We start from the raw sequence: 25,989 nt of genomic DNA on the forward strand, positions 1-25,989 counted from the left end.
GACTGTCCTTGCCCGCCGAGTTGCTTCCACCCCGGCGGCCGGATCACCCGAAGGTGAAGCGGGCGCGGTTGCCTTCGCGGGCGGTGCGGCAACGACTTCCGCCCATCTGGACGCACGTCAATATTCCCGTTGGCAGGCAGCGGTCACCGTTGTCCAGGAGTGGTTTTCCGAGCGCAGCAAGGACCGACGCGAAGTACTGGAACTCGTGGCGCTGGGCACACCTTTGATGGCGGAACCGCATGGCGATATCGTGATTGGCGCCTTCGGTAGCGCGACGATCTCCGGCAGATAGTTGCTGCCGTAGGTGCCCAGCGTGTGGATTTGGGCGGGTAGTTGGTTCAGGTGGTCGCCTGACCTGCCGCGACCCGATGACCGGGTCTCGGCGTGGGCAACCGACTGGGCAGGTAGGCCGGTATCACCGGTGTCGACTCGCGCATCCGCCCGTCGGCGGGCGGTCGGTGGTGGTGGTCGACTCGAAGCAGGCGAGTTTCGGAGGGTACTTACGGCACTACCGCTCCATCTCCCCCATCCCGGCCGCGCGCTGCCAGTTGGGCGTCAAGCTGCTCTGCCAGCGGGACGATGCCCACCGCTCCAAGAGCCCTGCACCATGGCTCGGCATCCCTGCCGTTTCCGTCCGCCTCTCAACTGCCACAGCCTGAACCTTGGCCGAAGCTACTTGGTCGTGGAGGTGTGGGCCGGGATCGGGACCGGCGCAGTAGTGCAGGTGCGGGTGGGCATCGGGACCGGCACGGTCGTTGAGGAGTAGGTCGGAATCGGGACCGGCACGGCAGTGCAGGTGCGGTTCGGGACGGGGGCCGGCACGGTCGTGGAGCTGGGTTGCTGCCGGGGAACGGTGGACCCGCCCTGAGCGGAAGCGCTCGGCAGCACTTCCAGCCCGACACCGAGCCCGGCGATCGTCAGCGCCGAGCCGGTAGCCATCCAGACCCTCCGAGCACGCCGCCGGGCACGGACCCCGGCTTGCAGCCGCTGCCTGTGCTGATCGTCAAAGGGTGTGTCTGCCTGGCTAGCGCGCATCATCCGCGCGAGTTCGTGTTCAAAGTCTTCCATGATGTCTCCTTCACTTCACCGGCTCGATGGCGTCACCCAGGAGCTGCCGCAATCGCGTCACCCCCCGTGACGTGAGCGACCGGACGGTGCCCACCGGACACCCCAGCGCTTCGGCAACCTGCGCCTCGGACAAGTCCTGGTAGTAGCGCAGCACCACCGCGGCGCGCTGCCGCACCGGCAGCAATGCCAGCGCGGCCTCCAACCGAGTCCGTTCCTCCACAGCAGTGGCCACATCGCCAACCTCGGGAAGCTCCGGCAGCCGTTCCACCGGACGCTCGCCCCACCAGCGACGTCGCGCCGAGCGAGCCGCCGCGCGGGCCAGCACCCGGCGCACATACGCCTCCGGCGCTTGTTCGGCCACCCTCGGCCACGCAAACCACAGTTTGACCAGCGCCTCCTGCAGCAGGTCCTCGGCTCGATGCCGATCTCCACCGGTGAGCAGATGCGCCAGGTGAAGCAGCGACGACCAACGATCCGCCACGAACCGGTCGAACGCATCGGCCCGCAACTGACCCATCAACGCCGCCCCTCGTCTCGACACTTGCCTACATCCCTACAAAGGCACTGGCCCACGTCCCGCTATGCAGTCGCCAGACGTGAGCTGGCTCACATGCCGACCTCGGCCCCGTATCCCCGGCCCAACTCCTGGAGCGCCCCATCTGCCACACCGCCCAGGCACCGCGCGCCGATCTGAACACATCACAGGCCCCAGACCAACCGCCCGCGCTTTACGACGTCACCGGTCCTCAAGCCCTTCTGGTTTGGCTTTGGGCGCGGCCACTCCCGACCGAGGTCTGGACGTTGTCCAACGGCCACCTCACGCACAGAGAGGGCGTCATGAGCTTCATGTTCCCTGGCAACGTCGTCTGGTTCGAGTTCGCCACCGGCGATCCCCAGTCGATCCAGGACTTCTACGGACCACTGCTGGGCTGGTCTTTCGGGAAGGACCCCTCACGGTGCTGTCCGCAGACGTGATCGCCGACGTCGAGCGACTGCGGGCATCGGGCGCCGGCGTGGAGGTCTCCCCCACCTCCGTCGGTGATGTCACTGTCCTCGCTCGGCTGCGCGCCCCCAAGGGAAATGCCTTCGCACTGTTCTCCCAGAGCAACGCGCCCCGCTTCGAGCAGCGCATGGACGCCACCCATCGGCAGATGGAGCAGGTCACCTGCCAACCGCAGCCCGGCACGTTCGGCTGGTTCGAAATGGGCACCACGGACCCCAGGACCACTCGTGACTTCTACGCGCGGGCCTTCGGCTGGCAGTTCGAGGGCGAGGGGCCCTGCCAGTCCGTCCTCACCGTCGGGCCGAAGGGACCGCGTCCGGCCGGCGGGCTGTACGACCACACGGGGCGCATGGACGGCGCCGACTACGCCATGCCGTGCTTCCTGGCCGACGACGTCGCATCCCTGGTGGAGCAGGCCGGGACGGCGGGAGCCCACGTCGAGCAGGGGCCCGAGGCCCGACCCGGCGGGCCCCGCCTCAGGCGACTGCGGGATCCGCACGGCAACCGATTCGGTCTGTTCAACGACGGCAACGGCAACAGCAACGGGGACAGCAACACCCACGGCAACCACGAGGAGGACCCCCGATGAAGATCGGTCTGCTGGGCACGGGCTTCGGCCGCGCGCATGCCGCCGTCCACGCCGCCCACCCCGACGTCGAAAACGTCGTCGTCTTCGGCCGTAAGCCGGCCAGACTCACGCCGCTCGCCGAGCAGTTCGGCTTCGAGACGACCACCGACCTCGATGCGATCTACGGCGACCCGGACATGGGAGGCTGCCTCCAGATAGGCAGGGTCCGGCCGGACCGCGACGAGTCGCGGCGGTCCAGGCAGTCAGGCGCTGTGTCGGCCGGCTGTGCGGTGTGCGGAACGCCAGGTGGTGGGGGGCATGTCGGCCTGGCGTCGGAAGAACGTGGTGAAGTTGCCGACGTCGCGGAAGCCCAGGCGCCGGGCGCAGCTGCTGACCGGCAGGTCGGTGTGCGCGAGCAGTCTTTTGGCTTCCAGCAGGATGCGCTGGTCGAGGAGGGCCTTGGCGCCCGTGCCGGTGGCGGCACGGGCGGCCCGGGTGAGGGTGCGCACGTCGTAGCCCAGTGCCTGTGCGTAGTCGGTCACGTGGTGCCAGTCGGTGAAGTGCTCTTCGACAGCGGCCCGATAGGCGCGGAACACCTCGGTGCGCCGGCCGGCGGATCCTGTCGCGCCGGTGGGAGCCGGCGTGTTGGGGAGTGTGCGCAGGATCAGTGCCGCCAGCAGGTGGGAGAGCAGTTCGGGGGAAGCCAGACGTGGTGTGTGCGCGGCCGTGTGGTGCTCTCGGTCGAGGTGATCGGCTGCGAGCAGGGCGAGGGCCAGGCACTGATCCTCAAGGTGCCAGCACACCGGCGTGGTGGCCGCTGCGACCGTGAAGCCGGGGAGAAAGCCGGGGCGGAACAGGACCAGGGGACCGTCGCAGGCGTCGATATCGCTCCAGCGGTGCACCATGCCGGGCCGGATCCACACGGCGCTGCCTTGTCCGAGCCGGTGGTTGTGGAAGTCCGCTTCGTGGGTGCCGGTTCCGGATTCGACGATGGCGAGCACGTGGAAGTCGGGGCGCTGCGGCCGGGTGCGGTGGCGCTGGACGTCCATCGAATGCAGCGCGGCGAACGAGAGGACCTCGATCCCGTACGCGGATCCGACGGCAGGGAGGTAGTGCACTTGCCGCACCGCAGAGTGTCCGCTTTCCACAAGGATCGTGTTCCTTTCCGCCAGGGAGCTTCCACTCCCCCGCCTACCGTCAGGACTGGGCCTGACAGGCAGGTCAGACTACTGGTTGGAAGCTGGGGCAGGGCTGCGGGAGCGGCTTGCCGCAGCCGACGGGGAAGGCGGGACGATGGTGGAAACGACAACAGCGGTTCCTGTGGCGGGTGGGCAGCTCGATGTGCGGACAGGGGGGCGTACCGGGCCGGCGCTGGTGTTCGTGCATTACTGGGGCGGCTCCGCGGACACCTGGAACGGGGTGCTTGGCCGGCTGCCGACCGGGCAGGCGACGGTGCGCTTCGACCAGCGCGGCTGGGGCACCTCACGGGTGTTGCCCGGGCCTCATCACCTCGACCAACTCGCCGACGATCTCGGCATGGTGGTCGCCGCCTGCGTGACGGGGCCGTACGTCCTCGTCGGCCACTCGATGGGCGGCAAGGCGAGCCAACTCGTCGCGGCCCGCAGGCCGACCGGACTGGCCGGGCTGGTGCTCGTCGCGCCCGCACCGCCACAGCCGCCCGCCACGGTGACCGAGGAGTTCCGGCAACGGCTGTCCCACGCCTACGACTCCCCCGAGACGGTGCAGCACGCGCTCGACCATGTCCTGACCGCCACGCCGCTGCCTGCGGCAGTGCGCGCCACTGCGGTGCGGGACAGCCTGGCCGCCGGGCCCGAGGCCCGGCACGAGTGGCCCCTGCGCGGGATCGCGCGGGACATCACCCGCGCCGTCCGCAACATCGACGTTCCGGTGACCGTACTGGCCGCCGAGAACGACGTGGTGGAACCGCCGCAGGTCCTGCGCGACCATCTCCTGCCCCACATCCCGCACGCGACTCTGACGACCGTGCCCGGCGTCGGTCACCTACTGCCGGTGGAGGCGCCCGACGCTGTCGCGAGAGCCCTCGCGGACTTCCTGACACCCCTTCAGCGCTGACCGCACCGCAACGCCGAGCGCCGGGCGCCGAGCGCACACAACGCCGCTCGCCCTGTCGGGCAGGTCCGCACAAGCGTTACGGAGGGCTCGCGGTGCCGGCCCCGGGGTGGGGGCGCACGGGGTGTGCGTGCCTGGGGCTCCACGGTCATGCCGTGCTGGTCGACGCTCGGGCGGCCGAGAGTCTGCCGGCGGTCGTAGGCCGTTGTGAGTCCGACGTCGTGCTGCCGTCGTGGTGGGTGGTCAGCGCGAGGGTGCCGTAGCAGCACCAGGCGGAGTTCCAGCGGGTGATGATGCGTCCGCCGGGTGCGGACTGTGCTCGCCAGGCGGGCGGAAGCCGGTCCACGGAGAACGTTGCCAGGATCAGGTCGCAGGGTGCGTCGGGCTCCCGACCCGGTGCGGTGTCCAGTTCGATGGTGGTGACTGCCTGGTCGCCGAGAAGGGCGCACAGCAGGGCCGCGTTGAAGCCGGTGGCCGTGCCCATTTCCGCGACGCGGAGCGGGCGGGACCGGGCGTCATCCCAGCAGCCCGGTCAGCACCGCCGTCGTCGCGTTCAGCAGGCCCTCGGCTGCCGGGCCGCCCGCGGCGGTACGGGCGAGCAGGCCCTCGCGTGCGGCCAGGATCACTTCGGCTGCCTGCTCGGCGGCGGCACCCGGCGGTACCAACTCGGGCAGGACCCGCTCCAGCAGGGCCGCCAGTGCCGCCGTCACCGTACGGTCGTGTGCGGCGACCCGCTCGGCGAGCTCGGAGGTGCGGGCGGCCAGCAGGCGGAACTCCAGGAAGAGCAGGATCCATCCGGTTTCGGCGGCCTCGACCCGCAGCAGCGCCTCGACCAGGCGTTGCGCCCGCTCCTCGGCCCCCAACTGTTCTGCTGCGGCGGCCAGTTGCTCCAGCTCGGTGATCCGCTCGGCCGCCTGGTCGTCGAAGAGGGCCAGCAGCAGGTCCTCCTTGGTGGCGAAGTTGGAGTAGAAGGCCCCGCGGGTGTAGCCGGCCGCGGCGCAGATGTCCTCGATGCTCGTCCGCGCGTATCCCGCGGACAGGAACAGTTCGCCCGCCGCGGACAGGATGCGGGCTCTGGTGTGGACGCGGCGCCGCGGGGGCCGGGGCGCGGAGGGTTCGACCGGAGTGGGATTCACAACATCACGATACATGGTGTATTCAATACGGGTCGTATTGAAACGAGGTCGGGAAGGACCTTCGCCATGAGCCGACTGCTGATCACCGACGCCCACCTGCTCCATCCCGAGACCGGCATCCGTACCGACCCGTCCTGGATGGAGGTCGCCGACGGCCGGATAGCCGCCACCGGCACCGGCCGCCCGCCCGGCGCCGGCCCGGACGTGCAGGTGCTCGACGCGGCCGGCGCCACCGTGCTGCCCGGTCTGATCGACGCCCACGTCCATCTGTTGATCACCTCCCTCAACCTGTCCGCCATCGCCTCCTGGACCCCCGGATATCTGACCGTTCGGGCTCTTGCGGAAGCCGAACGGATGCTGCGCCGGGGCTTCACCACCGTCCGCGACGTCGGCGGCGCCGACCACGGCATGGCCCAGGCCCTGGCCGAGGGGCTGGCGCTCGGACCGCGGCTCGTCCACGGTGGGAAGGCGCTCTCCCAGACCGGCGGCCACGGTGACCTGCGCCCGCTCGGGGACGACTCGGTGCCCTGCTGCGAGGGCCGGCCGAACTTCGCCCGGATCGCGGACGGTGTCGACGCCGTCCGCGCGGCAGCCCGGGACGAGTTCCGCAAGGGCGCCGCACACCTGAAGGTGCTGCTCTCCGGCGGGGTGGCCTCACCGCACGACGAGATCGCGGCAGTCCAGTACAGCGAGGAGGAGATACGCGCCGCCGTGCAGGAGGCGGAGAACCACAACCGGTACGTCACCGCGCACGCCTACCATCCGCGCGCCATCGACCGGGCCCTGCGGGCCGGCGTCCGCTGCGTCGAACACGGCAACCTGATCGACGATGCGACCGTCGCCCTTCTGGTGGAGCGGGACGCCTTCCTGGTTCCCACCCTGATCGCCTACGAGGAGACGGCGAAGCTCAGCCGGCAGTCCGGCCTGCCGGAGTCGTCCTACCGCAAGCTCACCGAGGTCCGCGACCAGGGACTGGCCGCGCTGGAGAAGGCCCACCGCGCGGGCGTCAACCTGGTCTACGGCAGCGACCTGCTCGGGCCGCTGCACCCGGCCCAGTTGGCGGAGTTCACGCTGCGCGCCGAGGTCCAGCCCGCGGCGGATGTGATCCGCTCGGCCACCAGCACGGCGGCCCGGCTGCTGCGGATGGAGGGCGACATCGGCACCCTCGCGCCGGGCGCACACGCCGACCTGCTCGTCGTGGACGGCGATCCGCTGGCGGATCTGACCGTCCTCACCCGTCCCGAGCGGCATCTGCGCCACGTGATCAAGGCCGGTGCCGTCGTCGACTGAGACCGGCGGGCAGCCCGCCCGGAACGCTCAGTCGTCACCGGGCTCGGGGAACTCAAGGGTCACCTGGGCGCCACCGCTTGCGGCGTTGTCCAGCCGCAGCCTTGCACCGAGCAGCGCCGTATGCCCGGTGGCGATGGCCAGTCCCAGACCACGGCCGGTGCCTCGGTCCGGGGCGCCGGTGCGAAACCGGCGCGGCCCGTCGACGATCAACTCCTCCGGTAGGCCGGGGCCGTGGTCACGGATGACGACGCGCGTCCCGTCCACCGTGATCTCGACGGGCGAGCGGCCGTGCCGGACGGCATTGTCGAACAGGATCGCAAGGATCCGGTCCACACGGTCCGGGTCCGTCTCCACCACCCGGCCTTCGTCGACCACCGTGACGGAGACGGTGGCCGAGCCGTCGTCGCCGTCGTCCCGGGACCGACCCGTCATGGCGTTCCGCACCAGTGGGGCCAGGTGCAGCGGTTCCCGGCGCGGGCGCTCCGTGCCCGAGTCCAGTCGAGAGAGTTCCTCCAGCTCCCCGACCAGCGCACTCAACCGCTGCGCCCCGGTGCGGACCATCTCCACCGCCCGTGGATGGGGCAGCAGATCGGAGGCGGCGACCACGCCGGTCACCGGGGTGCGCAGCTCGTGGGCGATCCCGGCGGTCAGTTCGCGGTCGGTCTGCTCCCGCCGTACGAGGGCCGCGGTCAGCCCGCGCAACGACCGGCCCAGCGCGGCGGCCTCCTCCCGGCCCGTGGCGCCGTGGCCGGGCTCCGGCGCCCGGCCGCCGATCGCGATATCGGGCGCGGCCGCGGCCTCCAGCCGAACCCGGCGTGACAGGCCGTTCGCCAGGAACCAGCCCACCACCGCAAGCAGCGCGGCCACCGAGACGGACAACGGCACCAGGGCCCGGTCGACCGCTGTCTGCAACGGGTCCTGCTCCACGGGGGCCGCGGGGATGGACAGCACCTTGCCGCTGATACCGGCGGCCGCGTACAGGCGCCGGGTGCTTCCGCCGCCCAGGTAGGTGGCGGTCCGGCCCCGCCGGGCCACGTCGGCGAGCGGACCGGGCAGGGAGGCGTCGTTCCACCGTGAGCCGGCGGCCAGTGCACCGTCGTGGCGGTAACTGTGCAGCGCCGAGGCGACGCGCATGAGTTGGTGCTCGCGGACGTGGTCCGTTCTGTCGCGCACCAGGGTGGGCGCGAGGTGCGCGAAGAGCCCGAAGACGGCCCCGGCGGACATCACCATCGCGGAGATTGCCAGCGCGATCCGGCCGCGCACCCCCATGCCACGACCGGGCCGGCGTCCTCTCGTAGGCGATGCCATCTCTCTCTTCCCCGCAGAACTGTCACCAACGGCGCATGCGTCTTCACCGGGACAAGACGGCGAAAGCGCACGCCGCGTTGCACGTTTCTGCTCGGCACCTGCGCGCCGCGGGGGTGAGGTGCGGCGGTCCGGTCCCGACGCAGCGCGGGGGCTTGGCTACCGGGGGCTCGGGGGACGTGGGTGGCTGCGGGTCACTTCACGAGGTCGGCGTAGAAGATGATGTTGGCTGAGCGGTGGCCGTCGACGATCTCGCCGCCGCAGGTGAGCAGGCGCAGCTCCGGGCGGTCGGTGTCGCCGTAGACCTTCTGGGTGGGGAAGGCGTCCTTCTTGACCTGCTGACGTTCGCGGATCTTGAAGGTTGCGGTGGAGCCGTCCTCGCGCAGCACCTTGATCTCGTCGCCGACCTTGATGTTCTTGACGTTGCGCATCAGGGCCGGGCCGTTCTTGGTGTCGTAGTGGGCAACGATGATCGAGGCGCCCTTCTCGCCCGGGGTCGGGCTCTTGGTCCACCAGCCGGGCTGTTCGGCCTTGTCCACCGGCGGGACGCCCAACTCTCCGTCACCGCCCACCTCCAGCGGGACGAACGGGCCCGCGTTCACGCCCGCGGCGGGGATCTGCAGGCGCTTGGGCTTGGACGGCGCCATGGGCGGGGCGGTGTTCTTGGCCGGGGTCGTCGCGGCGTTGTTGATGTTGACGTCGGGGCCGGGGGTGTCACCGCTGCCACACGCCGTCAATCCGCCGGCGAGGGCGAGAGCGAGCGCGGCACCGATCGCGGTGCGGCGGAGGCGGAAATCAGGAGGAGTGGTCACGGCGACTCCAGAGGCAGGGCGGAACGTCGTTGGAGCAGGACGGAGGAGGGAGGAGGGAAGTGGGCGGCCCGCGCCGGTGAGGGAGGGGCGGGCCGCCTCAACTCCTGTGAGGGATGCGGGTGGCTCAGGCGTTGTCGCCGGACTGGCGTGCCCTGCGGCGGTGCAGCGCGGCGAAGCCGAGGCCCGCGGCGGCCGTGGCCGCACCGCCGCCGGCGAGCAGCATGGTGTGGTCACCGGACTCGACGCCTTCGGCACCGGCCTTGACGCCGCCCTTGGGGATGACCTTGCCCTGGTTCTTCGGGGTGGCCGTGCCCTGGTCCTGCCTCTTGCCCTTGGCGTCCTTGGCCTTGGCGTCCTTGCTCTTGCCGTCCTTGTTGTCCGGCTTCTTGTTGCCGCCCTCGACCCAGGAGGTCATGGTGCCGTCGGGCTGCAGGACGAAGTGGGCGCCGTTGTGCTGACCATAGGCGGGCTTGCCGCCGCTGGTCTCCAGCGTGTCGTACGTGATGAGCTTGCCGGTGTCGGGAGCCTTGGCGTACATGTCGGCCTGGAAGTGGTTCTGGCCGAGCTTGTAGACCTTCGCCGTGAAGCCACCGGCCAGGTTCTGGGCGCGGACGAATTTCCGCTCGCTCTTCTTGCCCTTGTCCGTCTCCTGACCGGCCTCACTGCCCTTGCTGCCCTTGTCCTGGCTGCTCTCGTCCTGGCCGGGCTTCTTCTGGCCGCCGTTTTCCTGGCCGCCGTTTTCCTGGTTCCGATCGCCGTCCTGCTTCTTGCCCTGTTCGGCGGTCGGGCTCTCGGAGCCCGCAGGAGCCGGGCTGTCGGCGAACGCGGCGGCAGCCGGAAGCAGCAGCGCCGAGCCCGCGAGTGCGGATATCGCGGAGGTGCGTACGAGGTTGCGGCGGCGCGTTGCCGTGCGGTGGGAAGAAGTCATCGGGAGTTCCTTTGCAGGTCCGAGTCTCTGTTGTCGTCCGCTCCGTTCGGCGGCGACGTCAGGAAAGTTATTCATCCCACATCACGGCGATCCGTCGGATTTGTAACAGTGAGCCGAAGGCGAGTGCGCGGTGACAAAACTGCGACAAGTCCCGGGACTTTGGTCCCGGGGAGTCCCGAGTCGCCTTTGAATTCCCTCGGCCGAAAGACGGAGAAGCACCGAGCAACGGTTAGGAATTCAAGTAAACGGCCGCGTGGAGAAGTGGTTGATATTTCACCTGGCTTCGCTGGGCGCCTTGGTGAGCCGGCCGAGGCCGCGGTCCAGGGCGGTGTCGGGCAGCAGGCGTGACAGCAGTGCGGCGGTCCGGGCATCGTTGCCGACGCAGTAGCGGGTGCGGGGCCGGGCGGCGGTCAGTGCGCGGAAGACGGTGCGCGCGAAGTCCTCCGGCTGCGTGTTGCTGCTCTGTGCCCGTTTCTGTGCCCGTTCTTCGTTCATCCGCAGGAATTCCTCGAAGAGTGCTCGGCAGAGTTCGGCGATGGCCTGGGGAGTCTCGTCCAGTATCCTCTGGCCGGTCTCCCGCGCCTTGTCCCATATCGGGGTGGCGATGCTTCCCAGCCTCGAGGAGACATCGACGATACGGCCGCGGCTCCGGCGCGCGGAGGACGCTTCGGCCCGCAGCTTCTCGGCATCCTCGGCTTTACGGGCACCGGCGAAGACGCGGAAGCCGCGCTGTTCCAGCTGGAGCGCGCAGTGTTTGCCGAGCCCGGTGGAGGCTCCGGTGATGACGACGGTACGCCCGGCGGGGTGCAGGGGCTTGGTCTTGTGGTGCAGCATCTGATCTTCCGTAAGTCGTCGGGCGGCCCGGGAGGGCCGAAGGTGGTCGGCAGTCCTAGCGACCGGTGGCGGGGATGCCGGAGGTGTCTGTCGAGGCCGCGGAGCGCGCCACGGCGGCCGATGTCCACGTCGACCGCGGCCGCACACCGGCATGACCGAGAGCTGGACGCGATCTGGATCTCGCACCTGCACGCCGATCACAGCGCGGACCTGCTCACCGCCTACTACGCGGCGCTCTTCGCGGACATCGAGCTTGCCGCGCCCATCCCGCTGTACGGGCCACCGGGCATCGCAGACCGGCTGGCCCACTTCCTGACCAACACCTCGACGCGCAGCCCGGTCGAGTCCGCCTTCGCCGTCCACGAGTTGTGGGACGGGCATCAGGCGGGCGTCGGCGCACTCACGTTGACCAGCCGGGCGGTCGATCACGGTATCCCGGCGTTCGCCGTGCGCATCGAGGCCGAGGGCCGATCGCTGGTGTACTCCGGGGACACGGCGCCGTGCGCCAACCTCACACAACTGGCCGACGGATGCGATGCGTTGCTGTGTGAGGCGGAGAGCGCCCAGGCACCGGCCGAGGGCGAGTGGGTACACCACACGCCCGAAGACACCGGCGACACGGCCAGCGCGTCTCGGGCGGGCCGCTTGATCGTCACCCATGTGGGCCGCTTCCTCATCCCGCACCAGGCGGTGGCACGCGCCTCGGCCCGCTTCAACGGTCCCATCGACTATGCCGCGCCCGGTACGACCTTCTCGATTGGCCAGACCGCACCTGCCTGCCCGGCCCCGCCCGAGGCCGGAGAAGGCCACCTTCCGGACGGCCTGCGGGACTTCGCGCCGTAGAGCCGGACGAACATCTCGATCGCTGCCTGTCCGCGCTGCTGGTCCGCCGCGGTCCGCGACCTACCGCCCAGCCCTTTCCTGAGCGAACGACCCCACATGACTTGCGCAACAACTAAACTGAGCAATCGGGCAGGCAGCGCCGCCCCAAGTGGCGAAGTCGAACAGTGCCTCAGGGCGGCGAAGGCGAGGATGATGTGGTGGACCGGTCCGCCGAGGTACTGGACGAAACCGCCGCCGTGTTCGGATTGCTCGGCTCACCGCCGCGCCTGCGCATCGTCTGGACACTGCTCCACGGAGAAAGCGATGTGACGGGCCTCGCGGAGCGGGCCGGCGGCACCCTTGCACTGCCCACGGTGAGCCAACATCTGTCGAGGCTGAAGCGTGGCGGTCTGGTGCGCTCCCGGCGGGAGGGCAGACGGATCGTGTACTTCGTGGACGACCCCGACGTTGTCGCGGTGGTACGACTCCTGGTCGCTCAACTCTCCGCCCGCTCCGCAGTGGCGTCACGGACGAAGCCCCACCGTTTCCGCGCCTGAGCCTGAGCCTGAGCCCCAATGATGTCTGGGCCCCGGCGGTCCGGGCGGGGAGCGGAAGCGCCCCTCCCGGACCGCTGGGCTCGCACAACAAGACGTCGCGCCGGTCACGCCGACATCAAGGACTGGCCCCATCGAACCCGTATCGCAGGGGCTCCTCTTTCACACGAAAGTCACGTCGGTAGATGTAGAGCGCTTCGGCCCGCACATCGGTCGTGGATGTCCCCTCCAGCGCGCACGGATAGGTGACCTGAATCACCGAAGGCCGATCGGCGACCCGCATACGCAGCCCGTCCGCCGGCCCTCCGCCGAGCACCGCCGCCTCCACGCGCCTCTTCCCCTCAAAATCCATGACCTCATTTTAGAGGTTGCGCAACTCAGGAAATAGATAGGGCGGGACGACTGGGCTTCCGCGGGGCCGGCACACCTGACTGCTGCCAGCACCCCAGCTGGCGCCGAGCGGGTAGGGACGATTGCTCCCTCGCCACCGAAAGTTGCCTGAGAGCGTCCCGAGCTGCGATTCACCGACGCCGATCGAGGTGCCACCCACCTCACCAAGGCCACAACTGCTCGTTGATGGCCCCGATGAACACGGCCGCCCCGTAACGACCGCGAGTCTTCCCCATCCCCGCGGCCACGGTTCGGGCGAGTCAGGGTGCTCCCGTTCCCGACCAGTGACGCAACGTCAGTTCGCAGCGGGGAGGCGATGCCCGTAGAGGGCCGCTGGTCATCGTTTGGAAACTGATGTCGATTCGCGGTTCCGATGGTACGAAAAGAGCGCGATTCGCTCTCTGGGGTGCCCTTTGTTCGCAGAAGGCTTTGGCCTTCGCTGTTCGGGCATGTCCATGTCGTAGGGATCTCAACGAGCCTGATCATCAGGGCAGTTACCCGCACGCTCGTCCGACGCGCGGCCCGGCTGCGGATGGCGAAGGAATGCCAGGCCGCGGCATCACCCGGGAGTTGTTCGCGCCTGGGATCGGGCTCACACGCCTCACTGGGATCCCTCCTACAACGGTCCAGTGCTGCACACGCAACCGTCACTGCCCACGGCTGTCCGCAACCGCCGAAACGGGCTTGGCGCAAGAACGTCGTGGCACCACAAAGGCGTGCCACGAACACAGAAAGGAAACCCACAATGGCAGACATCACCAAGATCTCTGCGCAGATCACCACCGCCGACGTTCGTGCGGCCGGCACCGACGGCTGGGTGTATCTCGGGATCGCCGGCCGGGAGTTCGTGCTGAGCTCCGGTGGCGACGACTTCGAGACCGGCTCGGAGTTCACCTACATCCTGGGGGATGACTCCAATGTCGCGGAGGCCGAGGTCAACGACCCGCGCAGGCCGGAGTTGGACACCGACGACCTCGACCGGTACCCGGCCTACATCCGCCTCGAACCGGAGGGCACGACGCCGGAGTGGTGCCTGGAGCGCGTCACGGTGACGGTCAATCCCGACTCCGCCGTCCCGCATCGGTTCGACAACCCGCGGCTGGTCGGCCCGGGTGAAGAGCGCCGCATCTGGCTGAGTCAACAAGGCGGAAAGCAGCTGTACCTCAAACGGTACGAGGGCTGACCACCCCCCGTCTGAAGGCGGCCGGAGCCATTGCAGCTGGCTCCGGCCGCCCAGAGGGCACCTTGACTCAACAACTCAACGCTCGATGAGACCGGGGCGTTGGCGACCAGGGTGGCTGCGCTCGCCTCGGACTTCCTGACCGGTCAGTCCTTCTCGGCAGTGGCGATCCGGCCGGCGTAGCGCTGCGTCCAAGTGATGTCGGTGCCGACGGTGACGATCACGTCGTAGTAGCCCTCCTGGGTCGGCCACATGACGACCTTCCTCTCGCCGTGGGCCACCGTGACCTTCTGCGTACCGCCGAGGTAGTCCTTGGCGGTAAGGCTGTAGTCCATCGGCTTGGTGCCGTCGTTGTGCAGCGTGAGCTTCACCTGAGCCTCGCGCTTGGTGCCCTCGCCCATCAGCAGGTCGACCTCGACGCGTGCAAGGCCGGCGTCCCTCTTTCCGGCGGGCGCGACCTGGCCGGCGAAAGACCGCACAAAGCCGTCGTTGGAGTAGATCGAGAACGCGTACTTGCCCTCGGTGGCCTTGGTGTCCCAGGTGTACTCACGCGGCTTGCGCACGGTGACGGTGAACGGCGTGTTGGAGAACGCCCGGTACTTGTCGGGGAAGACCTGGAAGCTCATGGCCTTGCCCGTCGGGCCGCCGGTCAGGGTCATCCTGGCGGTGACCGTGCCCGACGCGCTGTCCTCCGAGATCGTCGCGTGCGGATGGAAGCTCAGCGGGCGCGCTTTCATGTGGTCGGCCGCGATCGGCACCGACCGCTCGGCGAGTGGGTCCGGCAAGGCGGCGGGCCCCGGTTGCGGGTGGGCGAAGTCGAGGGCACTGGTCAGGTCGCCCGCGATCGAGCGCCGCCAGTCGCTGATGTTGGGGCAACGGAACGGCTTGCCGAGGTGGGTCGCCCAGGTCTCGAGGAACTTGATCGTCGAAGTGTGGTCGAAGACTTCCGAGACCACGTACCCGCCGCGGGTCCACGGAGACACCAGCAGCATCGGCACCCGGGGGCCAAAGCCGAGTGGGTAGTCGCCGGCGTACTCGCGCGACGTGCCCGGCTCAGGCCACGGCGGCAGCACGTGGTCGAACTTCCCGTCGTTCTCGTCGTAGTTGAGGATGAAGAGGGTGTGGTTCCAGATGTCGGGGTTGCTCTGGAGGATGTCGAGCACCTTCTTGACGTAGCGCTCGCCGTGCAGGCTGTCCGCGTCCGGGTGCTCGGACCAGCCGTACGGCGCCACGATCCAGGAGACTGCCGGCAGCGGGTGTTCCGCGTCCGGCCGGCAGGCGTCATGAAAGCTCTTGAGAACGGCGTCGAGGTTGTCGTCGGAGTCGTCGTTCGGCGAGGTCATGCCGGAGTAGTACGTGGCGTTGCCGCGCCAGATCAGCCCGGTGCCGGGGCGCAGCTTCGGGTCGTCGGCGCTCAGCCCCTCCGGGTCGAACCCTTTGAAGTACTTCAGCTCGTTGTCGCCGTAGTCGCCGACCCAGCTGCTGAGGTAACCCTGTCGCCCGTTGCCGCTGTTGTCGGAGTAGAGCCGCCAGTCGATGCCGACCTGCTGGAGCTGCTCGGCCACCGTGATCCAGGGGCGGGAGTAGTTGGACTCGTCGGTGTTGCCCGTCTCGGTGTTGGCCGTACCGCTCCACAGGTACTTGCGGTTGGGGTCGGTCGGCCCGAACTCGGAGCAGAAGTTCTGGTCGGCGATGGTGTACTGGGCGGCGAGCGAACGGTAGAAGCCCATGTAGGCGTCGCTGTGGTGGTTCATGCAGCTCGCGCCGTTGTGCTGCACCCACCGGTCCCACTTGCGATGGTCGACGTCGCCCCAGGCTCCGTGGTCGTTGCCCCAGGCTCCGTCGTCGATCTGCGGGGTGACGATGTTGCCGCTGCCGTCCTTCTGTTGGAAGACAGTGGTGCCGTCCTGGAACCGCAGCGCCTGCTTGTCGTTGAAGCCGCGCACGCCGGGGAAGGTGCCGAAGTAGTGGTCGAAGGACCTGTTCTCCTGCATCAGGATCACGACGTGCTTCAGGTCGGACATGTTGCGCCGGTAGCCCCTCGGCGGGACCTGACCGGGCTCCGGGGCGGCGTACGCATCGCCCGTCCCGGCGGTCCCGCCGATCACCAGCGTTCCGGCGGCGACCCCCGCGCCCTGAAGGAAGCGACGGCGGGTGGCTCCGGTCGCCGTCTCGGGGCTGTCGCCGAACTCGGGCTCGGGCGTCGGGGTGATCAGATCGGGGGCCATGAAAGCTCCTCGCAAGGGCGTGGACACTCGGGGGCGGATACCGCAGCCGGTATCGAAGCGAGTGGAAACCAACGCTGTGTGAACTCCGCCCGAGCGGTGGTCAGCCGGACGTCGACCGCAATGGGCGTCGCAGTCTGCGGCCTTGGTGGTTCGTCTGCGCGGAGGGCGTCGGCGGCCCTGTCGGACCGCCTTGTCGGCAGGTGCGGCTATGCGCCGTCCAGTTGGTTTCTCAGCCAGCGTTCGACACCCGCCACGTGTACGGACGCCGCGGCGGCCGCCGAGTCGGGATCGCGGTCGACCAGGGCTTCGTAGATCCGCGTGTGTTCGATGTGGGTCCGTTCAAAAGCGCCCTCCTCTTCGTAGCCGCGCCACACCCGCGTGCGAAACGTCTGTGACGAGAGCCCTTCGAGGATCGCCGCCATGGACTCGTTGCCCGAGGCCCTCCCGATCGCGCGGTGGAAGGCGACGTCGTGCGCGAGGATCTCCTCCGGATCGGCGCTCGCCCGCATCGCCGCAAGGTGCTGCGCCACCTCGGCCAGGCGCTCCGCACCGATGCGCGCGGCGGCGAGGGCCGTCGCGGTGGACTCCAACACCCGGCGCACTTGCAGGAGTTCGAGCATTCGCGGGCCCGGCGAGAGGTCCGCGACGGCGCCGAAGGTCCCCAGGAGGTTGCCCGCCTCGAGCTGGGTCACGTAGATCCCCGAACCGTGTCGGGCCTCCAGTACGCCCATGGTGGTCAGCGCACGGACCGCCTCACGCATCGAGTTGCGGGAGATCCCGAGGCGGGTCGCGAACTCGCGTTCCGTGGGCAGGCGCTGCCCCGGCGCCAGCCGTCCCTCCCCGATCATCGACTTGATCTGGTCGATGGCGCGCTGCGTCACCGTTCCCTTCGGCTCCTCCGCCTGCTCCGCGCGCGTCGTCACTTCCGCCTCCCAGGTTCGCTGCGCGGAGTCTAGTTCCGCAATTGGTCGGACCACTACGGCTTTTTCTGGCGAGAAAACCGATGAGGGCCCATTGACACGGCTGAATGGTCCGATGAATAGTCGTGCCGACCGGTGAAGCAACCCGGCCGTCCACCTCCTTGGCGTCCCGCAACCCCCATGACTCAGTGCACCGCCATCGGTGAGGAGCTGCAGCTATGGCCGGCAAGACCCCGAGATTCTCCTCGCGGACAGCCCGCGCGGCGGCTGCGGCAGCCTGTGCCGCTCTCGCTCTGGCAGGGTGCGGAAGCACCAGAGACGCCGCCGGCGGCAAAGGAGGCGGCGAGGGCAAGGTCGGCGTCGTGCTGCCCCTGCTCACATCGCCGTTCTGGCAGTCGTACAACGACTATGTGCCGAAGATGGCGACGTCGGAGGGCGTGGACGCCCTGAAGGCGGTGAACTCCAACAGCGACCCGTCCCAGCAGATCACCGACATCGACAACCAGCTCAACCAGGACGTCAAGGGTCTCGTGGTGGCCCCACTGGACAGTGCCGCGATCGCCGCGGGCCTGGACCAGGCCGAGCGCAGGGGTGTCCCGGTGGTCGCCGTGGACGTCGCTCCGGAAAAGGGCAGGGTCGCCATGGTCGTACGGGCGGACAACAAGGCGTACGGCCAGAGGGCCTGCGAGTACCTGGGAAAGGCGGTCACGTCGGGCAAGGTGGTGCAGGTCATGGGCGACCTCGCCGCGGTCAACGGGCGTGAGCGCTCCGAGGCGTTCCGGACCTGTGTCCGGAGGAACCACCCCGGCCTGAAGGTCCTGGAGATTCCCGCGAAGTGGGAGTCCGACGCGGCGGCCGCCAAGCTCGACACGCTCCTGAACGCCAACCCCGACATCAAGGGCATCTACCTCCAGGCCGGCGGCGTCTACCTGGCGCCCACCCTACGGACCCTCAAGTCCAAGGGGATGCTGAAGAAGACGGGTGAGGAGGGGCACATCACGATCGTCTCCAACGACGGCATCCCGCAGGAGTTCGACGCCATCCGCAAGGGCCGGATCGACGCCACCGTCTCCCAGCCGGCGGACTCGTACGCCAAGTACGCCATGTACTACATCAAGGCCGCCATGAAGGGGAGGACGTTCGAGCCCGGCCCGACGGACCACGACTCGACCATCGTCAGGCTGCCCAACGGCCTGCTCGAAGACCAACTGCCGGCGCCCCTGGTCACCAAGGCGAACGTCGACGACCCCAAGCTGTGGGGAAACACGGTCAAGTGAGTGCCGTCGACGCCATGACCCGCCCGCTGGTCGTCGCCGAGGGCATCGTCAAGCGCTACGGGCCCACCGTGGCGCTGCGCGACGGCCGGCTGACCGTCGTGCCCGGCGAGTCCCACGCCCTGGCCGGCCGCAACGGTGCGGGAAAATCCACTCTGGTCTCGATCCTCACCGGGCTTCAGGCTCCCGACGCGGGAACGGTGACCTTCGACGGGGAAGCTGCGCCGCCGCTCGCCGACCGCGATGCCTGGCGCCGCAGGGTCGCCTGTGTCTACCAGAAGCCCACCGTCGTCCCCGGCCTCACGGTCGCCGAGAACCTCTTCGTCAACCGGCAGCCCACCGGCCGGGGAGGCTTCATCAGCTGGCGCCGCATGCGGGCGCAGGCCGCCGAACTCCTCGACGCCTGGGGCGTAGGCGTTGCGCCCGATGCCATCACCGCGGAGCTGAAGGTCGAGGACCGCCAACTCGTGGAGATTGCCAGGGCGTTGAGCTTCGGTGCCCGCTTCATCATCCTCGACGAACCCACCGCGCAGCTCGACAACAGGGAGATCGGACGGCTCTTCGACCGGATGCGCAGCCTGCAGGAGTCCGGTGTGACCTTCCTGTTCATCTCGCACCATCTGCAGGAGGTGTACGAGGTCTGCCAGACGGTGACCGTGCTGCGCGACGCGGGCTGGATCACCACCGCGCCGGTGGCGGAGCTGCCGCGCAGCGCCCTCGTCGAGGCCATGGCGGGCGAGGTGGTGGCAGGTGGTACGGCGGCGGCGAGCGGTGGTGCCGTCGCCCTCCCCACGACGCCCGCCGACACGCCCACACGTCTCGACGTACGCGGACTCACCGGCGCCGGCGGCGTGTTCGAGGACGTGGACCTGTCCGTCCGCCGCGGTGAGGCGGTCGGCCTGGCGGGATCCAGCGGCAGCGGCAAGACCGAGCTGGCCGAGAGCCTCGCCGGGCTGCACACCCCGACCGCGGGGCAGGCGGAACTGGACGGCGCACGGCTGCCGTTCGGCGACGTCTCCGCCGCGTTGCGAGCAGGTGTGGGCTGTGTCCCCCGGGACCGGCACGAACAAGGGCTGGTGTCCGGGATGACCATCGCCGACAACACCACCATGAGCGTCCTCGACCGGCTCGGCCGATACGGCCTGGTGAGCCCCGTTGCCAAGCGTTCCTTGGCCAGGGGCCTCATCCAGCGTCTGAACATCCACGCCGAAGGTCCCGAGCAGCCGGTTTCCGACCTGTCCGGCGGCAACGCGCAGAAGGTCGTCATGGCCCGCGCCCTGGCCCGCGATCCCCGCCTCCTGGTCCTGATCAACCCGACCGCCGGGGTGGACGTGAAGTCCAAGGAGTCACTGCTCGCCCGGGTCGACAGTGCCCGCGAGGACGGGACCGCGGTGCTCGTCGTCTCGGACGAGCTCGACGACCTGCGGCGCTGCGACCGCGTCCTGGTGCTGTTCCACGGCCGCGTCGTCGCCGAGCACCCGGCCGGCTGGACCGACCACGAGCTGATCGCCTCGATCGAAGGAGTCGACCGTGGCTGACGCCAAGGCCCCGACCGTACGGGACGCCCCCGCCGCCACGCCCACGGCCACCGCACCGGGCGCACCCACCCATGTGCTGTTGCGCCGAGCGCGCGAGTTGGCCCTCGTGCCCGCGCTCCTCGCCCTGCTGGTCATCGGCTCGGTGGTCAACGACTCCTTCCTCACCGAACGCAATCTCGTCTCCGTCCTCGGCGCCTCGGCCGCGCTCGCCATGGTGGTGCTCGCCGAGTCCCTCGTGCTGATCACCGGGAAGTTCGATCTGTCCCTCGAATCGGTCGTCGGCATCGCGCCCGCGCTCGGGGCGCTGCTCGTGCTTCCCGCGGCCGACGCCGGTTTCGGCACCGAATGGCCCGTCGCCACGGGACTGTTGGCGAGCGTGGTGGCCGGTGCGGTGGTCGGGGCGCTCAACGGGGTCCTGGTGGTGAAGTTCAAGCTCAACGCGTTCATCGTCACGCTCGCCATGCTGATCATCCTGCGCGGCGTGCTGGTCGGCGCGACCGAGGGCAAGACCCTCTTCGGGATGCCGGACGCCTTCTTCGCTCTGGCGACCGCTACTTTCCTCTCCGTCCCGATGTCGGTATGGGTGGCGGTGGCCGCTTTCGGGGGCGCCGGTCTGGTGCTCAGGTACCACCGCTGGGGACGGGCGTTGTACGCGATCGGCGGCAACCCGGAGGCGGCCCGCGCCGCCGGCATCCGCGTCGAGCGGGTGATGCTGGGAGTCTTCGCCGTCGCCGGTGTTCTCGCGGCGATCGGCGGTCTGATGCAGACCGGCTACGTCGGCGCCATCAACGCCAACCAGGGCCAGAACATGATCTTCACGGTGTTCGCGGCCGCGGTCATCGGCGGTATCGGCCTGGACGGCGGCAAAGGAACCATGTCCGGTGCCTTCACCGGAGTCCTGCTGCTCGGCGTCGTACAGAATCTGCTGACCCTCGCGCAGGTGCCGTCCTTCTGGATCCAGGCGATCTACGGCGGCATCATCCTCGTCGCCCTGATGATCGCCCGCGTCACCACCGGCCGCGCACAGGACTGAACCCGACCGCACTCACCGGCTTGCCGGGTCCGCGTCGGCGAGGCCCCCTGCCCGCGCACCACCCGCGCGCCCAAACAAGGAGGACCCATGAAAGCGGCCCTATCAGTGGACCAGGCCCCGTGCCCGTGACTGCCGGCTCCCCCGCAGCGGTGCCCCCGGACTTTCCGCGGATCACCGCCGTGGACACCTACGACATCCGCTTTCCCACCTCGCGCGAGCTCCACGGCTCCGACGCGATGAACCCCGACCCCGACTACTCCGCCGCCTATCTGGTGCTGCGCACCGACGCCGAAGACGGCACCGAAGGGCACGGCTTCACCTTCACCATCGGGCGGGGCAACGACGTCCAGGTCGCCGCCATCGAGGCGCTGAGACCCTACCTGGTCGGCCGGCCGGTCGACGCACTGTGCGCGGACCCCGGCTCGGTGAGCCGTGACCTCACCGGTGACAGCCAACTGCGCTGGCTGGGGCCGGAAAAGGGCGTCATACACATGGCGACAGGCGCGGTGGTGAACGCCGTATGGGACCTCGCCGCCAAGCGGGCCCGCAAGCCACTGTGGCAACTGCTCGCCGACGCCGAGCCCGAGTGGCTCGCCGGTCAGATCGACTACCGCTACATCGCCGACGTGCTGCCCCCCGCCGAAGCCCTCGAACTTCTCGAACGCGGCCGCGAGGGTGCCCCGCATCGCGCGGCGCGCCTGCACGCGACCGGCTATCCCGGCTACACCACATCCCCAGGCTGGCTCGGCTACTCGGACGAGAAGCTCACCCGCCTCGCCCGCCAGGCAGTCGCGGACGGCTTCCGGCAGATCAAGCTGAAGGTGGGCGCCGACCTCAACGAGGACATACGCCGCTGCCGGGTCGCCCGCGCAGCCGTCGGCCCCGACATCCGCATCGCAGTCGACGCCAATCAACGCTGGAACGTCGACGAGGCCGTCGAATGGACCCGGGCCCTGGCCGAGTTCGCCCCGTACTGGATCGAGGAGCCCACCAGCCCGGACGACATCCTCGGCCATGCGGCGATACGCAAGGCCGTGACCCCGGTGAAGGTCGCCACCGGCGAGCATGTGCAGAACCGCATCGTCTTCAAACAACTACTCCAGGCCGGCGCGATCGATGTGCTCCAGCTCGACGCCGCCCGCGTCGGCGGCGTGAACGAGAACCTCGCCATCCTGCTGCTCGCCGCCAAGTACGGGGTGCCGGTCTGCCCGCACGCCGGCGGAGTCGGACTGTGCGAACTCGTCCAGCATCTCTCGATGTTCGACTACGTCGCGCTGTCGGGGACGACCGAGGACCGCGTCATCGAGTACGTCGACCATCTGCACCAGCACTTCGTCGACCCGGTCCGCATCGAGCACGGGTGCTACGCCGTCCCGACCGCGCCCGGGTTCTCGGCACAGATGAGGCAGGAGTCCATCGACGCCTACCGCCACCCCGACGGCACGTTCTGGGCGGCCGACGGCGCCGCCGACAAGGAGGCAGAAGCATGAGTACACGCACCGTGACCGGCCACGACGGAGAACTGCACGGCCGGACGGCCATCGTCACCGGCGGCGGCTCCGGCATCGGTCTGACCACGGCCCGGCTCCTGGCCGCTCGCGGCGCCGCAGTGGCGGTCCTCGACCTCGATCCGGCTGCCGCGACCGCTCCGCTGCGCGGCTACACCGCGGATGTGGCGGACGACGCCGCCGTCATCACGGCGGTGGCGGAAGCCGCCGACGACCTGGGCGGCATCGACATCCTGGTGAACAACGCCGGGATCGGCGCCACCGGCACGGTCGAGGACAACGACGACGCGGAGTGGGAGCGGGTGCTGGGCGTCAACGTCCTCGGCATGGTGCGCACCACCCGCGCCGCGCTGCCCCACCTTCGGGAATCGGCGCACGCCTCGATCGTCAACACCTGCTCCATCGCCGCAACGGCCGGGCTGCCGCAGCGCGCGCTGTACAGCGCGAGCAAGGGCGCGGTCCGGTCGCTGACGCTGGCGATGGCAGCCGACCATCTCCGCGAAGGGATCCGCGTCAACTGCGTCAACCCCGGGACGGTGGACACCCCTTGGGTGGGGCGGCTGTTGGAGCAGGCCACCGATCCCGCCGCCGAGCGCGCCGCGCTGGCCGCGCGCCAGCCGATGGGCCGTCTGGTCACCGCCGACGAGGTGGCAGCCGCCATCGCCTATCTGGCCGGGCCCGGCGCGGCCTCGGTGACCGGCACCGCCCTGGCCGTGGACGGCGGCATGCAGGGCCTGCGACTGCGTCCGGTGGATCGTTGATGGCAGCCGACGCGGCGGACACCACCGGAGGCGCGGCCGACCCGCCCACCGATGCCGTGCCGCGACGCTCCCTGGGCCGCAGCGGCGTCGAGGTCACCACGCTCGGCCTCGGCGGCGCCGCGTTTGCCGGGCTCTACAGCCCGGTCGACGAGGAGAGCGCCGCCGCCACCATCGAGGCGGCCTGGGACGCGGGCATCCGCTACTTCGACACCGCGCCGCACTACGGCCTGGGTATTTCCGAGCGGCGCCTGGGCGCAGTGCTGCGCACCAAGTCCCGGACGGAGTACGCCATTTCCACCAAGGTGGGCCGCCTCCTGGAGCCGTACGAGGGGGGAGGCTCCGACATCGCGAACGGCTTCGCCGTCCCCGCCACCCATCGCCGGGTGTGGGACTTCAGCGCCGACGGGGTGCGGCGCTCCCTGGAGGAGAGCCTGACCCGCCTCGGCCTCGACCGCATCGACCTGGCCCTGATCCACGACCCCGACGACCACGGCGAGCAGGCGTTCCGCGAGACCTACCCCGCACTGGAACGGCTCCGCTCGCAAGGCATGGTGGGAGCCATCGGCGCAGGCATGAACCAGACCGCGATGCTCACCCGCTTCCTCGTCGACACGGACGTCGACACGGTACTGTGCGCCGGCCGCTACACCCTTCTCGAACAACCCGCGCTCGCCGAACTGCTGCCCGCCGCCACCCACCGCGGCAAGGGCGTCATCATCGGCGGTGTCCTCAACTCCGGGCTCCTGGCGAACACCGGTCCAGGGGCCACGTACAACTACGCGGTGGCCCCCGGCGAGTTGCTGGACCGGGCGCTGCGGATGCGGGAGATCACCGAGGCGTACGGCATACCGCTGCGCGCCGCCGCCCTCCACTTCCCCTTCGGTCACCCGGCCGTGGCGAGTGTGCTGACCGGCGCGCGGTCGCCGGCGGAGGTTCGGGACGCGGCAACGCTCCTGAACGTACCCGTCCCGGCCGACGTGTGGGACGGGTTGCGCGCAGCGGCCCTGCTACCGCGCCACGTCCCCGTGCCGGAGGCCCGATAGCGATGCGCATCACCCTGCACACCAAGGTCCGTGCGGACCGGATCGCGGCGTACGCGGCGACTCATCGCGAAGTGCCGCAGGAGCTGACGGCCGCCGTCCGCGCTGCCGGGGCCACCGCCGGTCTGCCCGTCGTGTGGGAGCTGTGAGGCCCATGGGCATCATCGACGCGCACCACCACGTATGGGACCTCTCCGTGCGCGACCAGGACTGGATCTCGGGGCCCGAACTCGCCTCGTTGCGCCGCGACTTCGCCCTCTCCGACCTGGGACCGCAGACCCTCGTCACAGGCGTCGACCGCACCGTCCTCGTCCAGACGATCACGGTGGCGGAGGAGACCCCGGAGCTCCTGGCGCTGGCGGCCGAGAGCGACATGGTGGCCGGAGTGGTCGGCTGGACCGACCTCACCGCCTCCGACGTGGCCGGAGAGCTGGACCGGTTGCGTGCCCTGCCCGGCGGCGAGTGGCTGCGGGGCATCCGCCACCAGGTGCAGGGGGAGCCCGACCCCTGGTGGCTCACCCGCCCCGAAGTACTGCGCGGTCTGCGAACGGTGGCGGCGGCGGGACTCGTGTACGACGTGGTCGTCCTGCCGCACCAGTTGCCCGCAGCGGCGTCCGCCGCCCGGCACCTGCCCGAACTCACCTTCGTACTGGACCACCTGGGCAAACCACCCATCGCCTCAGGCCAGTTGGAGCCCTGGTCGCAGGCCGTCCGGGAACTTGCCTCGCTCCCGAACACCGTCTGCAAGCTGTCCGGCATGGTCACCGAGGCCGACTGGCACACATGGACGGTCGACGCTCTTCGCCCCTACGCGGAAACCGTGCTCGACGCCTTCGGCCCGCGGCGGTTGATGTTCGGATCCGACTGGCCGGTGTGCACGCTCGCCGCGAGCTACGCCGAGGTGGTGGACGCCACCGGTGCGCTCCTCGCGGGTCTCGGCCCGGACGACAAGGCCGCCGTGTGGACGGGCACCGCGGAGCGCGTGTACGGGAGGTGACCGGGCGAATCCGCTCCCGAGTTCTACGGGAAATGCCCCCCAGCGACCCAGCGGCGGCTCTTACGCGGCGTGCGGCTACTGGCATCTGCGGTCTTCCTGTCCAACCGCTGACCTGCTCAGCGGGGCCGCTCGGCACACGCTGGAGGGATGCGGTACGACGCGCCCATCGTGATCCACCGGCTGTCAGCGACCGGCGGTAGGCGAGTCGTCGCGCGTGGGCAGATTCTCGGGCTGGCGTACCGGGATGCTGACGTGATCGAGTTCCTGCGCCGAGCCGGCGTCGACGCGTCCGAGGAGGTCCTCGACGATCCCGCCTGGGTTGAATGGCGCGGAGCGAAGCCCCACGAGTGGGGCGGCGACCGATAGGGAGCCCCACCGCGTCGGGGGAACACGGTGGGGTACGGGTGCACTGTGGCGGAGGGCTCACCTCCGCAACGCTCGGTCCGGCTGACAGACCGCACACGCGGCCCCTTCGCCCGGACGGGTGCGGAGCAGGTCCTGATTGTGGCGGTGCCCATCCTTCACCCGTTCGGGCGCACCTGATCGTGCGACCGTGCATGGTCAGGTTGCTCAGGCCAGGCCCGGGTTCCCCGGGAGATGTGTCACTTCCGTCGGACTGCTCGGAAAGCGAGCGGGTGGCGAAGGCAGTCAGCATGGCCCGGGAGACGGTGGTCCGGCGCGTCCGTTGCGCGGGGCGCTCGGCCCATCG

27 protein-coding genes and 1 pseudogene are annotated in these 25,989 nt (G+C 69.8%); 16 read left to right on the top strand and 12 right to left on the bottom strand.

Going from position 1 to position 25,989, the window contains the following annotated elements; all coding sequences use genetic code 11:
- Positions 1-672: 672 nt before the first annotated feature.
- Positions 673-1,068: a cellulase gene (locus K2224_RS17605; RefSeq protein WP_221907459.1), complete on the bottom strand. Its 396-nt coding sequence runs from the start codon at positions 1,066-1,068 to the stop codon at positions 673-675.
- A 10-nt stretch (positions 1,069-1,078) separates the two neighbouring features.
- Positions 1,079-1,585 carry a SigE family RNA polymerase sigma factor gene (locus tag K2224_RS17610; RefSeq protein WP_221907460.1) on the bottom strand — a complete coding sequence of 169 codons (507 nt, stop codon included), beginning with the start codon at positions 1,583-1,585 and terminating at the stop codon, positions 1,079-1,081.
- A 320-nt stretch (positions 1,586-1,905) separates the two neighbouring features.
- Between K2224_RS17610 and K2224_RS40645 the strand changes: the two genes are divergently transcribed.
- Both K2224_RS40645 and K2224_RS17615 read left to right on the top strand, forming a co-directional pair.
- Positions 1,906-2,043 (top strand): hypothetical protein, encoded by a 138-nt coding sequence (locus K2224_RS40645; protein ID WP_260692736.1) that lies wholly within the window; start codon positions 1,906-1,908, stop codon positions 2,041-2,043.
- Positions 2,025-2,660 (top strand): VOC family protein, encoded by a 636-nt coding sequence (locus K2224_RS17615; protein ID WP_260692737.1) that lies wholly within the window; start codon positions 2,025-2,027, stop codon positions 2,658-2,660. Before K2224_RS40645 ends, K2224_RS17615 begins: the two co-directional genes overlap by 19 nt.
- 242 nt (positions 2,661-2,902) lie before the next feature.
- Here the strand turns inward: K2224_RS17615 and K2224_RS17620 are convergent, their stop codons facing one another.
- A complete protein-coding gene (locus tag K2224_RS17620) occupies positions 2,903-3,757 on the bottom strand; it encodes an AraC family transcriptional regulator (RefSeq protein WP_313904780.1) in 855 nt (284 codons plus the stop codon).
- A gap of 175 nt (positions 3,758-3,932) precedes the next feature.
- Between K2224_RS17620 and K2224_RS17625 the strand changes: the two genes are divergently transcribed.
- Positions 3,933-4,733, top strand: a complete 801-nt coding sequence (locus tag K2224_RS17625) for an alpha/beta fold hydrolase (RefSeq protein ID WP_221907462.1) — start codon at positions 3,933-3,935, stop codon at positions 4,731-4,733.
- Between the two features lie 145 nt (positions 4,734-4,878).
- Here the strand turns inward: K2224_RS17625 and K2224_RS17630 are convergent, their stop codons facing one another.
- Entirely contained in the window at positions 4,879-5,214 is a 336-nt protein-coding gene (locus K2224_RS17630; protein WP_221907463.1) for a hypothetical protein, read from the bottom strand.
- 31 nt (positions 5,215-5,245) lie between these two features.
- Positions 5,246-5,866 (bottom strand): TetR/AcrR family transcriptional regulator, encoded by a 621-nt coding sequence (locus K2224_RS17635; protein ID WP_221907464.1) that lies wholly within the window; start codon positions 5,864-5,866, stop codon positions 5,246-5,248.
- A gap of 66 nt (positions 5,867-5,932) precedes the next feature.
- Between K2224_RS17635 and K2224_RS17640 the strand changes: the two genes are divergently transcribed.
- Positions 5,933-7,156, top strand: a complete 1,224-nt coding sequence (locus K2224_RS17640; protein WP_221907465.1) for an amidohydrolase family protein — start codon at positions 5,933-5,935, stop codon at positions 7,154-7,156.
- Between the two features lie 27 nt (positions 7,157-7,183).
- On the opposite strand, the gene K2224_RS17645 is transcribed toward K2224_RS17640, so the two are convergent.
- The 4 genes from K2224_RS17645 to K2224_RS17660 form a co-directional block, all read right to left on the bottom strand.
- Positions 7,184-8,425 (bottom strand): sensor histidine kinase KdpD, encoded by a 1,242-nt coding sequence (locus tag K2224_RS17645; RefSeq protein ID WP_221907466.1) that lies wholly within the window; start codon positions 8,423-8,425, stop codon positions 7,184-7,186.
- 230 nt (positions 8,426-8,655) lie between these two features.
- Entirely contained in the window at positions 8,656-9,273 is a 618-nt protein-coding gene (locus tag K2224_RS17650; protein WP_221907467.1) for a class F sortase, read from the bottom strand.
- Positions 9,274-9,397: 124 nt separating this feature from the next.
- Positions 9,398-10,201 carry a hypothetical protein gene (locus K2224_RS17655; protein WP_221907469.1) on the bottom strand — a complete coding sequence of 268 codons (804 nt, stop codon included), beginning with the start codon at positions 10,199-10,201 and terminating at the stop codon, positions 9,398-9,400.
- 273 nt (positions 10,202-10,474) lie between these two features.
- Positions 10,475-11,035 (bottom strand): SDR family NAD(P)-dependent oxidoreductase, encoded by a 561-nt coding sequence (locus K2224_RS17660; protein WP_221907470.1) that lies wholly within the window; start codon positions 11,033-11,035, stop codon positions 10,475-10,477.
- A 120-nt stretch (positions 11,036-11,155) separates the two neighbouring features.
- Between K2224_RS17660 and K2224_RS17665 the strand changes: the two genes are divergently transcribed.
- Positions 11,156-11,878, top strand: a complete 723-nt coding sequence (locus K2224_RS17665; protein ID WP_221907472.1) for an MBL fold metallo-hydrolase — start codon at positions 11,156-11,158, stop codon at positions 11,876-11,878.
- Between the two features lie 197 nt (positions 11,879-12,075).
- Positions 12,076-12,414 carry a helix-turn-helix transcriptional regulator gene (locus K2224_RS17670; protein WP_221907473.1) on the top strand — a complete coding sequence of 113 codons (339 nt, stop codon included), beginning with the start codon at positions 12,076-12,078 and terminating at the stop codon, positions 12,412-12,414.
- Between the two features lie 115 nt (positions 12,415-12,529).
- On the opposite strand, the gene K2224_RS17675 is transcribed toward K2224_RS17670, so the two are convergent.
- Complete coding sequence (locus K2224_RS17675) at positions 12,530-12,763, bottom strand: hypothetical protein (protein WP_221907474.1); 234 nt, start codon at positions 12,761-12,763, stop codon at positions 12,530-12,532.
- A gap of 783 nt (positions 12,764-13,546) precedes the next feature.
- Between K2224_RS17675 and K2224_RS17680 the strand changes: the two genes are divergently transcribed.
- Positions 13,547-13,984, top strand: coding sequence for a hypothetical protein (locus K2224_RS17680; RefSeq protein WP_221907475.1), 438 nt, complete (start codon positions 13,547-13,549; stop codon positions 13,982-13,984).
- Positions 13,985-14,127: 143 nt separating this feature from the next.
- On the opposite strand, the gene K2224_RS17685 is transcribed toward K2224_RS17680, so the two are convergent.
- Together K2224_RS17685 and K2224_RS17690 are read right to left on the bottom strand one after the other, a co-directional pair.
- Positions 14,128-16,209 (bottom strand): alkaline phosphatase family protein, encoded by a 2,082-nt coding sequence (locus K2224_RS17685; RefSeq protein ID WP_221907476.1) that lies wholly within the window; start codon positions 16,207-16,209, stop codon positions 14,128-14,130.
- A gap of 206 nt (positions 16,210-16,415) precedes the next feature.
- Positions 16,416-17,090: a FadR/GntR family transcriptional regulator gene (locus K2224_RS17690; protein ID WP_313904781.1), complete on the bottom strand. Its 675-nt coding sequence runs from the start codon at positions 17,088-17,090 to the stop codon at positions 16,416-16,418.
- 257 nt (positions 17,091-17,347) lie between these two features.
- Here K2224_RS17690 and K2224_RS17695 point away from each other — a divergent pair, with 257 nt between their 5' ends.
- The 9 genes and pseudogenes from K2224_RS17695 to K2224_RS17735 all read left to right on the top strand — a co-directional run bounded on the left by K2224_RS17695 (position 17,348) and on the right by K2224_RS17735 (position 25,646).
- A complete protein-coding gene (locus K2224_RS17695; RefSeq protein WP_221907478.1) occupies positions 17,348-18,406 on the top strand; it encodes a sugar ABC transporter substrate-binding protein in 1,059 nt (352 codons plus the stop codon).
- A 14-nt stretch (positions 18,407-18,420) separates the two neighbouring features.
- Complete coding sequence (locus K2224_RS17700) at positions 18,421-19,941, top strand: sugar ABC transporter ATP-binding protein (RefSeq protein WP_221909775.1); 1,521 nt, start codon at positions 18,421-18,423, stop codon at positions 19,939-19,941.
- Positions 19,934-20,974, top strand: coding sequence for an ABC transporter permease (locus K2224_RS17705; protein WP_221907479.1), 1,041 nt, complete (start codon positions 19,934-19,936; stop codon positions 20,972-20,974). Before K2224_RS17700 ends, K2224_RS17705 begins: the two co-directional genes overlap by 8 nt.
- A 119-nt stretch (positions 20,975-21,093) precedes the next feature.
- Positions 21,094-22,464, top strand: a complete 1,371-nt coding sequence (locus K2224_RS17710) for an L-fuconate dehydratase (protein ID WP_260692741.1) — start codon at positions 21,094-21,096, stop codon at positions 22,462-22,464.
- Positions 22,461-23,243 carry an SDR family NAD(P)-dependent oxidoreductase gene (locus tag K2224_RS17715; RefSeq protein WP_221907481.1) on the top strand — a complete coding sequence of 261 codons (783 nt, stop codon included), beginning with the start codon at positions 22,461-22,463 and terminating at the stop codon, positions 23,241-23,243. The genes K2224_RS17710 and K2224_RS17715 overlap by 4 nt, the downstream gene beginning before the upstream one ends.
- Positions 23,243-24,286: an aldo/keto reductase gene (locus K2224_RS17720; RefSeq protein WP_221907482.1), complete on the top strand. Its 1,044-nt coding sequence runs from the start codon at positions 23,243-23,245 to the stop codon at positions 24,284-24,286. Before K2224_RS17715 ends, K2224_RS17720 begins: the two co-directional genes overlap by 1 nt.
- Positions 24,287-24,288: 2 nt before the next feature.
- A pseudogene (locus K2224_RS17725) lies at positions 24,289-24,405 on the top strand (L-rhamnose mutarotase); the annotation flags it as partial.
- 32 nt (positions 24,406-24,437) lie between these two features.
- The gene (locus K2224_RS17730; protein WP_221907483.1) at positions 24,438-25,280 is read left to right on the top strand and encodes an amidohydrolase; all 843 of its coding nucleotides are present in this window, start codon (positions 24,438-24,440) and stop codon (positions 25,278-25,280) included.
- 147 nt (positions 25,281-25,427) lie between these two features.
- Positions 25,428-25,646, top strand: a complete 219-nt coding sequence (locus tag K2224_RS17735) for a hypothetical protein (protein ID WP_221907484.1) — start codon at positions 25,428-25,430, stop codon at positions 25,644-25,646.
- Positions 25,647-25,989: the final 343 nt, after the last annotated feature.

This window comes from Streptomyces sp. BHT-5-2 (assembly GCF_019774615.1).
Taxonomy (GTDB): Bacteria; Actinomycetota; Actinomycetes; order Streptomycetales; family Streptomycetaceae; genus Streptomyces.

Coding starts and splice junctions, on each gene's coding strand:
- K2224_RS17730 (WP_221907483.1), top strand. CDS start 24,438: ATGGGCATCATCGACGCGCACCACCACGTATGGGACCTCTCCGTGCGC.
- K2224_RS17675 (WP_221907474.1), bottom strand. CDS start 12,763: ATGGATTTTGAGGGGAAGAGGCGCGTGGAGGCGGCGGTGCTCGGCGGA.
- K2224_RS17735 (WP_221907484.1), top strand. CDS start 25,428: ATGCGGTACGACGCGCCCATCGTGATCCACCGGCTGTCAGCGACCGGC.
- K2224_RS17630 (WP_221907463.1), bottom strand. CDS start 5,214: ATGGGCACGGCCACCGGCTTCAACGCGGCCCTGCTGTGCGCCCTTCTC.
- K2224_RS17720 (WP_221907482.1), top strand. CDS start 23,243: ATGGCAGCCGACGCGGCGGACACCACCGGAGGCGCGGCCGACCCGCCC.
- K2224_RS17610 (WP_221907460.1), bottom strand. CDS start 1,585: ATGGGTCAGTTGCGGGCCGATGCGTTCGACCGGTTCGTGGCGGATCGT.
- K2224_RS17625 (WP_221907462.1), top strand. CDS start 3,933: ATGGTGGAAACGACAACAGCGGTTCCTGTGGCGGGTGGGCAGCTCGAT.
- K2224_RS17700 (WP_221909775.1), top strand. CDS start 18,421: ATGACCCGCCCGCTGGTCGTCGCCGAGGGCATCGTCAAGCGCTACGGG.
- K2224_RS17605 (WP_221907459.1), bottom strand. CDS start 1,068: ATGGAAGACTTTGAACACGAACTCGCGCGGATGATGCGCGCTAGCCAG.
- K2224_RS17715 (WP_221907481.1), top strand. CDS start 22,461: ATGAGTACACGCACCGTGACCGGCCACGACGGAGAACTGCACGGCCGG.
- K2224_RS17655 (WP_221907469.1), bottom strand. CDS start 10,201: ATGACTTCTTCCCACCGCACGGCAACGCGCCGCCGCAACCTCGTACGC.
- K2224_RS17665 (WP_221907472.1), top strand. CDS start 11,156: ATGTCCACGTCGACCGCGGCCGCACACCGGCATGACCGAGAGCTGGAC.
- K2224_RS40645 (WP_260692736.1), top strand. CDS start 1,906: ATGAGCTTCATGTTCCCTGGCAACGTCGTCTGGTTCGAGTTCGCCACC.
- K2224_RS17640 (WP_221907465.1), top strand. CDS start 5,933: ATGAGCCGACTGCTGATCACCGACGCCCACCTGCTCCATCCCGAGACC.
- K2224_RS17645 (WP_221907466.1), bottom strand. CDS start 8,425: ATGGGGGTGCGCGGCCGGATCGCGCTGGCAATCTCCGCGATGGTGATG.
- K2224_RS17660 (WP_221907470.1), bottom strand. CDS start 11,035: ATGCTGCACCACAAGACCAAGCCCCTGCACCCCGCCGGGCGTACCGTC.
- K2224_RS17695 (WP_221907478.1), top strand. CDS start 17,348: ATGGCCGGCAAGACCCCGAGATTCTCCTCGCGGACAGCCCGCGCGGCG.
- K2224_RS17685 (WP_221907476.1), bottom strand. CDS start 16,209: ATGGCCCCCGATCTGATCACCCCGACGCCCGAGCCCGAGTTCGGCGAC.
- K2224_RS17680 (WP_221907475.1), top strand. CDS start 13,547: ATGGCAGACATCACCAAGATCTCTGCGCAGATCACCACCGCCGACGTT.